Origin of the sequence: Youngiibacter multivorans (genome assembly GCF_017873395.1) — a bacterium.
Classification (GTDB): Bacteria; Bacillota; Clostridia; order Clostridiales; family Clostridiaceae; genus Youngiibacter; species Youngiibacter multivorans.
In genome coordinates this window covers 42,665-55,294 of the sequence record NZ_JAGGKC010000018.1, presented here as the reverse complement: position 1 = coordinate 55,294, position 12,630 = coordinate 42,665, and the positions used below count along the sequence as shown (strand labels likewise).

The 12,630-nt window shown below is 47.3% G+C and carries 9 protein-coding genes, 1 pseudogene and 1 other annotated feature; all 10 genes and pseudogenes read right to left on the bottom strand.

Annotated features, from left to right (window positions below; genetic code table 11):
- Nucleotides 1-10: 10 nt before the first annotated feature.
- Nucleotides 11-255, bottom strand: a binding site (T-box leader).
- Nucleotides 256-353: 98 nt separating this feature from the next.
- Entirely contained in the window at nt 354-1,547 is a 1,194-nt protein-coding gene (locus tag J2Z34_RS10930; RefSeq protein ID WP_209459900.1) for a pyridoxal phosphate-dependent aminotransferase, read from the bottom strand.
- Between the two features lie 148 nt (nt 1,548-1,695).
- Nucleotides 1,696-1,848 (bottom strand): annotated as a pseudogene (locus J2Z34_RS17960) (helix-turn-helix domain-containing protein); the annotation flags it as partial.
- A gap of 121 nt (nt 1,849-1,969) precedes the next feature.
- Complete coding sequence (locus tag J2Z34_RS10920; RefSeq protein ID WP_209459899.1) at nt 1,970-2,398, bottom strand: GNAT family N-acetyltransferase; 429 nt, start codon at nt 2,396-2,398, stop codon at nt 1,970-1,972.
- Nucleotides 2,399-2,493: 95 nt separating this feature from the next.
- On the bottom strand, nt 2,494-3,423 hold the full coding sequence (gene murB, locus J2Z34_RS10915; protein ID WP_209459898.1) for a UDP-N-acetylmuramate dehydrogenase: 930 nt from the start codon (nt 3,421-3,423) through the stop codon (nt 2,494-2,496).
- 112 nt (nt 3,424-3,535) lie between these two features.
- Nucleotides 3,536-4,453 carry an SH3 domain-containing protein gene (locus tag J2Z34_RS10910; protein WP_209459897.1) on the bottom strand — a complete coding sequence of 306 codons (918 nt, stop codon included), beginning with the start codon at nt 4,451-4,453 and terminating at the stop codon, nt 3,536-3,538.
- Between the two features lie 97 nt (nt 4,454-4,550).
- Nucleotides 4,551-6,452 (bottom strand): excinuclease ABC subunit UvrC, encoded by a 1,902-nt coding sequence (uvrC, locus tag J2Z34_RS10905; RefSeq protein ID WP_209459896.1) that lies wholly within the window; start codon nt 6,450-6,452, stop codon nt 4,551-4,553.
- 16 nt (nt 6,453-6,468) lie between these two features.
- Nucleotides 6,469-7,947 (bottom strand): peptidoglycan D,D-transpeptidase FtsI family protein, encoded by a 1,479-nt coding sequence (locus tag J2Z34_RS10900; protein WP_209459895.1) that lies wholly within the window; start codon nt 7,945-7,947, stop codon nt 6,469-6,471.
- Between the two features lies 1 nt (nt 7,948).
- Nucleotides 7,949-9,139, bottom strand: coding sequence for an FtsW/RodA/SpoVE family cell cycle protein (locus tag J2Z34_RS10895; RefSeq protein ID WP_245250625.1), 1,191 nt, complete (start codon nt 9,137-9,139; stop codon nt 7,949-7,951).
- A 14-nt stretch (nt 9,140-9,153) separates the two neighbouring features.
- Nucleotides 9,154-9,582 (bottom strand): FHA domain-containing protein, encoded by a 429-nt coding sequence (locus J2Z34_RS10890; RefSeq protein WP_209459894.1) that lies wholly within the window; start codon nt 9,580-9,582, stop codon nt 9,154-9,156.
- Between the two features lie 205 nt (nt 9,583-9,787).
- Nucleotides 9,788-12,613, bottom strand: coding sequence for an excinuclease ABC subunit UvrA (uvrA, locus tag J2Z34_RS10885; RefSeq protein WP_209459893.1), 2,826 nt, complete (start codon nt 12,611-12,613; stop codon nt 9,788-9,790).
- Nucleotides 12,614-12,630: the final 17 nt, after the last annotated feature.

Here is a 12,630-nt window from a genome sequence, read left to right as displayed (position 1 = left end):
CTCCATCCTTGAATAGGACGAAGCTCATGCTGCGCGGTACCACCTAAATTGAATCCCGAAAGGATTCCACTCATCACGGATACATACATATCCTGTCCCTTTTATCGGCGGGCTCCCGTCAGTTACTACTCTCAAAATGATTTCGGACTGCTTCTTCCTGGTCCATTCCCCTGGTCATCCATCGCCTGCATCTCACCACCGCAGACTCTCTTAAAACGACCCTTCCAGAGTACTCTTCCAGATTAACGAATTTTTATTCACAATTTTCTTTATTATATGCTCCAAAAAAACAAAAATCAAGAACTAATTTTTTCGTTTTTTTGGAGAAGCCATTAACATGCCTTCAGCCCTTTTTATTTCTGATTACCCAATTCATCTATAAGAGCCTTGAATCCAGGAAGCGCATTCTTTATCGTATCGTATGCAACGCAGTATGCGATTCTGAAATACCCCGGGCATGAGAAGTATGAGCCAGGTACAACAAGAATGTTCTTCTCCTTTGCCATTTCGCAAAATCTTGAGTCATCAGCTATAGGAGACTTCACGAACATGTAGAACGCCCCTTCAGGCTTTATGCACTCATATCCATATGACTTCAGGCTGTTGTAGAAAAGCTCCCTGTTTCGGTTATATACCTCAACATCAACCTCAAGATCGACGCACCTTGCTGCAACCCTCTGGAACAGAGATGGTGCATTGACGAAGCCAAGTATCCTTGTAGCTATTCCTGCTCCTGCGAATACATCCTCATAATCTGCGACTTCGTTTGGTATGACGAGATATCCAATCCTTTCGCCCGGAAGCGAAAGTGACTTACTGAAGGAATATACGATGATGGTGTTCTCAAAATACCTGGTCGGATAAGGAACCTCAACATCCTCATAGGCCAGTTCCCTGTAAGGTTCATCAGAAACCAGATATATGTCGGTTCCAAACTCCTTCTGCTTTTCCCTTAATATCTCTGAAAGCTCCATGATTGTCTTCTCGGAATATACTACACCCGTTGGATTGTTCGGAGAGTTTATGATCACAGCCTTTGTCCTTGCTGTTATCTTTTCCCTGAATTCAACCAGATTAGGCTGGAAATCCACAGTATTGGGAGATACAACCACAAGCTTTCCTCCGAAATTTGCAACATAGCCTCTGTATTCACCAAAGAAAGGAGCAAAGGTTATTACCTCGTCGTCAGGATTCAGAAGTGTCTTGAATACGACATTGGCTCCGCCACCGGCTCCAACTGTCATTATTATGTTCCTGCTGGAAAAATCAGTACCGAATTTCCTGTTGATAGACTTCGCAATGTCTTCCCTGACATCCTCATATCCTGAATTCATCATATAGCCATGTACATTCATCGGTTTCTCAGAGGACACTATATCAATGATTGCCTGCTTAATCTCTTCAGGCGGCTCCACATTAGGATTTCCCAGGCTGAAATCAAATACGTTCTCAGCACCGTATATCTTTGCCCTTTTCTTTCCTTCCTCAAACATAGCCCTTATGATCGACCCGTTCTTTATAGAATTCTGCATATCTCTAGCTATCATGACTTACACCATCCTTCAAAACTTCTCTAAAAATTATACCATTAATCATTGCTCCTGTTCAGATTTTAATTCATAATCGCACCTGGATTTATAAAATTGCAGACCAAATCATATATGACACTGATAAATTAGCAACTCAAATGATTTTTCACTTGAACAAAAACTCAACTGTCTTGCCTAATGCTTCAGCAATTTTCTCTACCATATCGACCGACACATTCTGGTTTCCGCTTTCAATCCTTGATACAACGGAAGTTGTAGTATTCAGCTTTGCATAGAGTTCTACCTGTGTTACTTTCTTATCACTTCTTAGAAGATTCTATGCAATCCTGAATCAGAATTCTATATCTGGAGAATCTAATATTTCATTGCAAAATAAACATAAAGCAACATCAAAATAATTACCATGTTATTGGGAACCTCTACTCATTGTCTTCTTTGAGGCTTCTGTTTCTGTATACCAAGTCTTCTCTCTCAAGATAGCCCATTCTCTCCCAGAATCTGTTGCCCGAGATATTCGCCCTGAACACAACAAGTGCTGACTTGTTTATTCCTTCTTTTATCAGCGCATTCTCCGCCGCTTCAACCAGTGCCCTGCCTATACCTTCTCCCCTGTGTTCATCTTCAACAGCCAGATGGTATATGTATCCTCTTCTTCCATCGTGTCCGCACAGGATTGTGCCAGTAAGCTTCTCATGGTCTTCAGAAACGAAACAAGTATCAGGATTCTTTGTAAGGAATCTTCCTATTCCCTCCCTTGAATCATCAAGGCTCCTAAGCCCCATCCCGTTTGTTCCACTCCATAGCCTGAAGGCATCGTCGTAGTCAGCCTCTTCCATTTTCCTTATCATACCAGCAATCACCACCTAAGTGTCTTTCAAATATTCTACCTCTAAACTGTATTTATGCAATCAAAAACCGCCATGAAAATCATGGCGGCTGGATTCTACGAAATATCCCTCAGCTCTTCTCCGACTATAAGTATCTCGGTATTGAGCTCAACTCCGAACTTGGAGTCCACTGTCTTCTTTATGTGGTTTATGAGGTCTATGACATCCTTGGCAGATGCATGGTCCTTATTGATGACAAAGCCTGAATGCTTCTCGGAGACCTGAGCTCCACCTATCTGATAGCCCTTGAGTCCGGCATCCTGGATAAGCTTGCCTGCATAATAGCCAGGCGGTCTCTTGAAGGTGCTTCCTGCTGAAGGGTACTCCAGAGGCTGCCTTTCGTTCCTTCTCTCAGTGAGGTCGTCAATCTTTGCCTTTATGGCTTCCCTGTCTCCGGTCACAAGCTTCAGAACTGCTTCAAGGACAACATATCCGTTCTCCTTCACTGCAGATGTCCTGTATCCCATCTCCAGGTCGCCGTTCTTAAGGGTCACAACCTCAAGATCCCTGGTAAGGACCCTTGCGCTTTCAAGGACAAACGACATTTCTCCGTCGTATGCTCCGGCATTCATGAACACCGCACCGCCAAGGGTTCCTGGTATTCCGCATGCGAATTCGAAGCCGCCAAGAGATGCATCAAGTGCCGCATCAGAAATATCCTTTAGGAGAGCACCGCATTCTGCAGTTAACCTTTCGCCGTCACAGGATATCTTTTTTATGGCTTCTGTCTTGAGTACGCAGCCTCTGATGCCCCCATCCTTTACGAGAAGGTTGGATCCGTTGCCAATCAGAAAAAGAGGTACCTCCTCTTCCTTCATCAGCTTAATAACGCTGATAAGCTTCTCAATGGTATTCGGGATCGCAATGATGTCCGCAGTCCCGCCTATCTCGAAGTAAGTGTGATTCCTCATAGGCTCATCGACCAATATTTCATTCTTATCTAGGATTTCTTCCAGCTTTTTCAAAGCCAAAGGATAATTGTTCATTTGTCAGCTCCTGATTAAAATACTACAACTTAGAATTATACACAAACAATGGTAAATAATAAACAAATATTTCTAAAACCTGTGGATAATTAAGATTTTAGCCCAGAACTTGTCAGTCTGCAATAGTCAGACCTTCAAACAAATCGTATGTATAATACGAAGTGCCTCTGACCTTGTAGTCCTCATCCACTGCAATCCACCCTGTTTCTCCGCTCTTTGTGACGACTGAGCACCACTCCTTGTCATCAGTATCCTTCAACAGGACCTCGTCTCCCTTTTTCAAGGCGATACCAGGCTCCGCTCCGCCACGCTCCTTGTAGAGAGTGAGGTCGCCCAGAAGAACCACATCGGTGTTCATGGTGTAGAGGTCTTTCCCGACCTTCTCAAAGGACAGGTCACCTTTTAGCAGATACTCCTCCTCATGGAACCAGGTCTGGATGAAGTATGTCTTCACAAGTGTCCTGATCTTTCCTGAACCATCTATTTTCAGCTCGCCTTCGCCCCACTCAGTCATTCCGTAGAAGCCCTGTATTTCACCCATGAATTTCAGGTCTTTGCCATCATAATGATAGAATGCGGTATTAAGGTCGCTGCTTGGTCCGTATGAGCTGACTGCAATCTCCATAAACTCATCAGAATCATCTATATCGACGATTGAAAAATCAGGTTCGAAATCCTCGTAATGTGCTTCGATGGACGAGTCCCCCACTCTGATCGTAAAGCTTGTATAAACCGATGGGCTGCCTGTCTTCACCGGATCAAGGACTACCTTCTCATCAAATCCGTCTCCATCTATATCAGCCATCTTGAAGAGGCTTCCTTCCTTCATCAAAGTATCACCGTCAAGGTTCTTTGTCTCAACAGTGGTTTCGGTCACTGAAGGCCTGGTTTCCGTAGGACTTGTCGTTGACTCTGTCTGCGTTGGCTTTATACTGCCTGTCGGATTTACTTCAGGAGTCTTGGCACAGGCACCTGAAATAATTAAAGAAGCAATCATTGCAGAAATCAATGGGATCTGTTTAGTCTTCATCCTATTCGCCTCCATCTTTACCTTATCATAGCACTTTGGATTGACTGATTATTGACAAAATAATTAAGGATTGACACTATTCCATACAACCCGCCTTTTAAATCTCATCCGTCTCTCTGCCGGATTCTTCTTTTCCGTTCCTGCCGTGGAAGTACATATGGATGCTCTCTGCAGCGGCCCTGTCTATTGAAGGGGTCTTCATCAGCTCCTCGATGGATGCCCTCCTGATGTTCTCAATGGATCCGAAGGCCATCATCAGGTTCTTCCTCCTCTTCTCCCCTATCTTGGGGATATCGTCAAGGATGGAATGGAGAGTCCTCTTGTCCCTCAATGTCCTGTGATAGGTTATTGCGAACCTGTGCACCTCGTCCTGTATCCTTGTCAGCATCATGAGTGACTCACGCATGCTGAGCATAGAATATTCGCAGTCGTTATATATTACTCCCCTTGTCCTGTGCCTGTGGTCCTTGACCAGTCCGATTACCGGAAGCTCAATGTCCAATGACTTCAGCACATCAAGTGCAATGTTTACCTGACCCTTACCGCCATCCATGACTACAAGGTCCGGAAAAACCGAAAACTTTCCTCCTGCATACTCGAGCTTCTGCTCCTGGATCTCCCTCACCTCATCAAGGCCTCTCCTGAAGCGCCTTACAAGGATCTCCCGCATGGAATCGTAGTCGTTGGCTCCCTTCACCGTCTTTATCCTGAATCTTCTGTAGTCGCTGCTCTTGGGCTTTCCACCTTCGAACACCACCATGGTTCCTACAGAGTCGACTCCCTGGATGTTTGATATGTCAAAGGCTTCGATCCTCATGGGAACGTCGTCCAATTCTAGCAGGGATGACAGCTGCATAAGGGCAAGGCTGTTCTCCTCCTTCTCCCTCATAAGCTTGTCCCTGAACTGCTCAAAGCTCATCTTCGCATTGCTTGCAGAAAGATTCAGCATCTTCAGCTTCTCTCCCCTCGAAGGGACAATCAGGCTTACCTTGCTTCCACGCCTTAAGTTAAGCCATTGGGACACGATTTCATCGCCCGGGTCTGCCTTAAGGTATATCTTCTTCGGAACGAAGGCGGTACCTCCATAATAGCTCTTTATGAAGCCGGCCAGGATCTCCGAATCATCCACATGGACAGTATCCTCTATCATGTGGTGCTCACGGCCAGTTAGCTTTCCGTCCCTAACGCTGAATACCTGCACTGATACATCGTCACCTTCCCTGTAGATGCCTATATAGTCCTCGTCCTCATCGCTCTTCGAGAATACCTTCTGTTTCTCGATTGTCTTCTCTATAGAGTATATCTTGTCCCGTATGAATGCGGCTCGTTCAAATTCAAGTGCTTCAGCGGCCTTCTCCATTTCTTCCTTCAGTGACCTTTTGATCTTGACATCCCTGCCTTCAAGGAGGTTCATGATGTCCTCCACCATGAGTGAGTACTCTTCCTTCGTGATATAGCCCGCACAGGGCGCCTTGCAGAGTCCGAGATGATAGTTGAGGCAGGGCTTCGTCCTTTCGCCTTCAACAGTTATGACCCTCTTGCAGGTCCTTATGGGGTATATCTTCTTAATGGCCTCCAGCGTCTCATGGACGGCACCTGCATCAGTGTAGGGACCATAGTATTTGTTTCCGTCCTTTGCATACGTCCTTGTTATATAGACCCTTGGAAAGTCCTCGTTTATCGTTATCTTGATGAAGGGATAGTGCTTGTCGTCCTTCAGTCTGACGTTGTACCTCGGGCTGTGCTTCTTGATGAAGTTCATCTCCAGGATCAGAGCTTCCATCTCATTATCCGTGATTATGAACTCGAACTCTTTTATCTTGGATACCATGATCCTTGTCTTGTCATTCTGGTTTTTGGAGTTGATGAAATAAGACCTCACCCTTTTTTTAAGGTTTTTGGCCTTTCCAACATATATTATCTCCCCAAGATAGTTCTTCATGATGTATACTCCCGGATTATCGGGGAGTATGCTCAGCTGATATTCAAGGTCGAACAATCAAGATACCTCCAGTTTATTTTCCAAGGTAAGCGCTTATGACATCCTCTGCCACTTCCGCAGCAGCACCTGCACCTGAGCCTCCACCCCTTACTATTACTGCAATAGCAATCTTCGGGTCCTCGTAAGGTGCAAAGCCTATGAACCAGGAGTGCACTCCAGTAACAATCTCCTCGTATACCAGCTCTGAGTATTGCGCAGAGCCTGTCTTCCCTGCTGCTGAGAGCTTTTCAAGGTTCTTGAGGTTAGCTGAGGACGACTGGTCCACCACTTCCTTCATGAATGCGGCTATGGTGTCTGAATCTTCTTTGGATATCGGCGTCTTTAGGGCCTTTGCATCGAATGCACCCCTGATGCTGCCGTCGTGAGAGGTTACTGCTGATACAAGCCTTGGCTGCATCATTACCCCGTCGTTTGCTATGGCTGAAGTAATCATAGCCATAAGAAGCGGCGACGCGAGAACCTCACCCTGGCCAATTCCCGTCTGTGCTATTTCTCCCCCCTGGCTCTTGGAAAGCTCAGGGAACTTTGATGCTTCAAGATTGATGTCGTGGAAGGAAAACCTCTCGTTGAATCCGAATGACTCCGCAGTCTTCCTGAGTGCAGCGTTCCCTATCTCCATGGCTACAGTTCCGAAAACAACGTTGGAAGATACAACCAGAGCTTCCTCAAGTCCTATTGTTCCATATGCCCTGTTGTTCAGGTTCGGAAGAACCGTCCCGTCTGCAAATTCTATCTTTCCCTTGTCCTCGAAGGTCCTGCCCAGGGCATTCCCCATATTCTGAAGCGCTGATGCTAATGTCACCACCTTGAAGGAGGAGCCTGGAGGGTAAAGTCCGACATTTGCAAAATTAACCATAACCCCGTCGGTGTCGTTCCTGTATGATTCGTAGTCAGTGTCAATCTTCGACGGATTGTAGGTAGGGGTCGATACCATTGCGAGTATCTCCCCAGTGGACGGGTCCATTGCTACAACCACCCCGTATTGGGAGCCCAGGCTGTCGAATGCCGCACGCTGGAGCTTGCTGTCCAGGGTAGTCACCACATTGTCCCCGTACTTCTCCTCTCCAACATAAGAATCCGGATTCTTGAGCATCCCAAGGAAATCCTTGGCTGAAAGCGTCAGGTCGAAGCTGTAGTTCGTGAGGTGCTCCTGCATCCTCTTCTCAAGCTCAGCGACACCATATTGAGCGCTTGCGTAGCCGAGAGGATGGCTGAATGGTGTTCCTCCGGAATAGACCCTTTTCTGTGTTCCATCCTCCTGCCTTTCGCTGAAGGACAGGACATTCCCATCCCTGTCATATATGTTGCCCCTGAGGACCTTGTTGGTCTTTGCCAGATATCTTACATTTCCCTGCTTTGCCTCGATCTCCTCAGCCATGAATACCTGGAAGTATATCATGTATGACATCACTCCAAGGAACAGCGCAAGAAGTGTATATGAGAGAAGCCTTATGTTCCTGTTGAGGACCCTTATCCTCGTATCATCTCCCATTTCAAACCTCCTCGGATATCTTCTGGACGATGCCCAGACAGAAGAATACAGTCAGCATGGACGTTCCGCCATAGCTTACAAGCGGCAGGGTTATCCCTGTAAGCGGGATCATATTGTACACGCCTCCGATGATTACGATCACCTGCATGGCGATCATCACGGAAAAGCCTACTGCAAGAAGAGTCGTGAACGGTGAAGTCGCCGAAAGGGCAGCCCTTATGCTCCTGAAGAACAGGATGAAATAAAGGACCATTATCCCAAGGGCGAACACTACCCCAAGCTCCTCGACAATAACCGCGAATATATAGTCGGATTTGTTTACAGGTATGTATCCAGGGAATCCCTGGTAAAGTCCTGATCCAAAAAGACCTCCTGATGATATTGCGTAAAGTCCCTGCACGATCTGGTAGCTCTCATTGGCGGCATAGGACCATGGGTCCCTCCATATCATCACCCTTTTCTGGATGTGCGAAAAGATCGCCCAGCTTGCCACAGCCCCCAGTGCACCCGCACCCAGAGCGCCAAACAGATACTTGAGCCTTGAGGTTGCCACATAGAGCATGGAAATCGCGATGAACGAAAAGATCATGGCTGATCCCAGGTCCTTCTGCAGTATCATGAAGCCAAGAGACACCACGACTACCACACCCGGCTCAACAAGAGACTTCAGGTCAGTGTAGTTCTTCAGGCTTGAAGCCAGATAGAAGACAAAGAATATCTTACCGAATTCAGAGGGCTGGAAAGAAACGAATCCCAGGTCAACCCAGTTTTTCGCCCCGTACAGCTCCTTTCCGATGAATGTCGCCATGGCCATGAACACAAGAGTGAGCACCATATACACATATTTCAGGCTTGCGAACCTCTTCAGGTCCGGCAGGATGATAACAAGGGCCATATAGGCGCTTATCCCGATTATGAACCACAGGACCTGCCTGATTGCGGTTGACGGGTCCAGCCTGTAGATTACTGCAATACCGATAACCGGCAATATCGATGCTATTGACACAATGAACTTGTCGCCATGTGAAAAGAACTTATTGACCACTATATGGGCATAGCCTATTAGCACGCACATAACACCGCCCATTATAAGGGCTCCCACATCAAACGGGTCTCCCAGAAAGGCGATGTTGGCGAAAAGCGCCATCGTAAGGGCAAATGTCGGAAGCAGCAGCTTCACTTTTGTATTCAAACTGATACCTCCCTTCAAAGGCTTGTCTTCAGTGAGAGTCCGCCGATGCTTATGACATCGCCGTCCTTGAGATAGGTCTTCATCTTGAGCTTTTCCCCATTGAGAAGCGTCCCGTTGGTCGAACCCATGTCCTCCACGACGTATCTCCCCTCATTCCTGAAGAATCTCATGTGGTGGCTGGAAACATACGGATCGCTGAGAACAACTGTGTTGTCATTCTTCCGGCCGAAGGTCACTTCCCCTCTGAGAGGTATCTCCGCCCCTTTCCTCAGGTTCCTGTTCTCGCCGCTATCCACGACTACGAGCACTGAATACTCTTCTTCTCCGGTCGTCCTCTTCTTCATGTCCTTTCCCATCAGAATAAGGGCCTTGAATATGATGTAGTATATTATTGCAATGAATATAAGAGTGAAGATCCTGCTGAGCAGAGCTTCGAAGTCCATGAGGCACCCCCTTGATATGTATTTTCTATATAGAATGATATTTCAAAATAATTAAGCAGTGATGAAGATTGCGGATGAATTCCTTAATATTCAATTAACTTGATTATACCAGTAACCAGGCACTACCCGCACCATGAAGTAAATGTTGAAATATTACAATCTATTGCAATGCCCGGTCTTCCTTGGAAGTACCGGGCATCCTTTGTCAAAGTTTAAGATAAGGTCTGAGATATTTACCAGTGTAGGAGCCATCAAATGCGGCAATCTCCTCCGGAGTACCCTGGAACACAATTGTCCCTCCATTGTCTCCGCCTTCAGGTCCCAGGTCGATTATGTGGTCCGCGCACTTGATCACGTCAAGGTTATGCTCTATGACTATGACGGTATTGCCGACATCCACCAGCCTCTGGAGAATCTCGTTAAGTCTCTTGACATCATCTGTATGCAGTCCGGTAGTCGGCTCATCCAGTATGTAAAGCGTCCTTCCGGTGCTCTTCCTCGAAAGCTCGTAGGCCAGCTTTATCCTCTGCGCTTCTCCTCCTGAGAGCTGCGTAGACGGCTGCCCCAGCTTCACGTAGCCCATTCCCACATCCATGAGGGTCTGGACCTTGCTGTGTATCCTTGGCAGGTTCTCGAAGAACCTGTAGGCCTCCTCCACCGTCATATCAAGTATATCAGCTATGCTCTTCCCCTTGTATTTGACTTCAAGGGTCTCCCTGTTGTACCTCTTGCTCTTGCAGATCTCGCAGGGTACGTAGACATCCGACAGGAACTGCATCTCGATCTTGATTATCCCGTCGCCCGAGCAGGCTTCGCATCTTCCGCCCTTGACGTTGAATGAGAACCTTCCGGGCTTGTAGCCCCTGGCCTTCGATTCTGAGGTCTGGGAGAAAAGGTCCCTTATAAGGTCGAACATGCCCGTATAGGTTGCAGGATTGGACCTTGGTGTCCTTCCTATGGGACTCTGGTCTATGTCGATGATCTTGTCTATGTTCTCGTAGCCCTCGATTGACCTGTACTTTCCTGGTACTGCCCTTGCCCTCGTTACGATCTTGTATAGTGCCTTGAACAGTATTTCGTTGACCAGGGTGGACTTACCAGAGCCTGATACTCCAGTGACTGCTATGAATTTCCCCAGCGGGAAATCCACATCGATATCCTTCAGGTTGTTTTCTGAAGCTCCTATTACCCTTATGAATGTTCCATCTCCACTGCGCCTGACCTCCGGAACGTCGATCTTCAGTTCACCAGTGAGATATTTGGCGGTAATGCTCCTTTTGGACTTCATGATCTGGTTAAGGGTTCCCTTGGCAACAACCTCGCCACCATGCTCTCCTGCAAGTGGGCCGATATCCACTATGTAGTCGGCATTCCTTATGGTATCCTCGTCATGCTCGACCACTATCAGGGAATTCCCGATGTCCCTCAGTCTCTTGAGTGCATCAATAAGCTTGTCGTTGTCCCTCTGGTGGAGACCGATGCTCGGCTCGTCCAGTATATATAGGACTCCTGTCAGACTTGCGCCGATCTGGGTAGCAAGCCTTATCCTCTGCGATTCTCCACCAGAAAGGGTTCCGGCGCTCCTTGCAAGGTCCAGGTAGTCCAGGCCAACATTGACTAGAAAGCTGAGCCTCGACCTGATTTCACTCATTATCTGCTGTCCGATTATCGCTTCCTTTTCAGAAAGCTTCAGGCTGTCAAGGAACTTAAGCTCATCCACAACGCTGAGCCTCGTGAAGTCATATATGTTCTTCCCTCCTACCGTTACAGCCAGAACCTCCTTCTTGAGCCTTGCCCCTAGACAGGTCGGACATGGATTGCTGGACATGTATTGTTCTACTTCGCCCTTCATGTAGTCGGAGGATGTCTCCATATACCTTCTCTTGAGATTATTGACTTCACCCTCATAAATATGGGAGTATTCGCCTTTTGCATACTGCTTGTTGTACAGCACCTTCAGCTTCTCGCCCCTGGTTCCATATAGGATAATGTCCACAATGTCATCCGGGAGGTCCTTAATGGGAGTATCAAGGCTGAATTTGTATTTCTTTGTCAGGGCCTGCAGTATCCCGTAGGTCCAGGAGTCTTCCTTAAGCCTTGTGCTGCCCCAGGAAGCTATTGCACCGTCCATGATGCTCTTTGTCCTGTCAGGGATTACCAGGTCAGGATCGATCTCAAGCAGTGTCCCCAGGCCGTCGCAGTGTCCGCACTTTCCGAAGGGTGCATTGAAGGAGAACATCCTTGGCTCAAGCTCCTCAATTCCGATATTATGTTCAGGGCAAGCGAACTTTTCTGAGAAGATCATCTCCTCACCGCCTATGACCTCCACAACCACGGTCCCTTCTGCAAGCTTAAGCGCCTGCTCGATGGACTCGCTGAGCCTTGACCTGATGTCCTCCCTTATTACGAGCCTGTCGACGATTGCAGATATGTCATGCTTGTAGGTCTTCTTAAGGTCCACGTCCTCTTCGGACAGGTCGATGGTTGCACCGTCGATCTTAGCTCTGACGAAGCCTGCTTTCTTGATGGTCTCGATGACCTTCTCATGCTCGCCCTTCCTGCCCCGGACAAGAGGCGCAAGGACCTGTATCCTGGTCTTCTCAGGAAGCTCCATGACCTTGTCAACCATCTGGTCAAGTGACTGGGATGCAATCTCACGGCCGCACTCCGGGCAGTGTGGTACTCCAATCCTCGCATAAAGCAGCCTCAGATAGTCGTATACCTCTGTTACGGTACCCACGGTCGACCTTGGATTCTTCGATGTTGTCTTCTGGTCTATCGAAATTGCCGGAGACAATCCGTCAATGGATTCCACATCAGGCTTGTTCATCTGTCCCAGAAAAAGCCTTGCATAGGATGACAGGGATTCGACATACCTTCTCTGTCCCTCTGCGTAAAGAGTGTCGAATGCCAGGGATGATTTACCTGAACCTGAAAGCCCGGTGAATACAACCAGCTTGTCCCTTGGGATCTCAAGTGAAATGTTCTTGAGGTTATTTACTTTTGCACCTTTTATGGTGATATTCTTCATAATTTTAATTCTCCTGC

Coding starts and splice junctions, on each gene's coding strand:
- J2Z34_RS10900 (WP_209459895.1), bottom strand. CDS start 7,947: ATGGGAGATGATACGAGGATAAGGGTCCTCAACAGGAACATAAGGCTT.
- J2Z34_RS10910 (WP_209459897.1), bottom strand. CDS start 4,453: ATGAAGACTAAACAGATCCCATTGATTTCTGCAATGATTGCTTCTTTA.
- uvrA (WP_209459893.1), bottom strand. CDS start 12,613: ATGAAGAATATCACCATAAAAGGTGCAAAAGTAAATAACCTCAAGAAC.
- J2Z34_RS10890 (WP_209459894.1), bottom strand. CDS start 9,582: ATGGACTTCGAAGCTCTGCTCAGCAGGATCTTCACTCTTATATTCATT.
- J2Z34_RS10920 (WP_209459899.1), bottom strand. CDS start 2,398: ATGATAAGGAAAATGGAAGAGGCTGACTACGACGATGCCTTCAGGCTA.
- J2Z34_RS10930 (WP_209459900.1), bottom strand. CDS start 1,547: ATGATAGCTAGAGATATGCAGAATTCTATAAAGAACGGGTCGATCATA.
- murB (WP_209459898.1), bottom strand. CDS start 3,423: ATGAACAATTATCCTTTGGCTTTGAAAAAGCTGGAAGAAATCCTAGAT.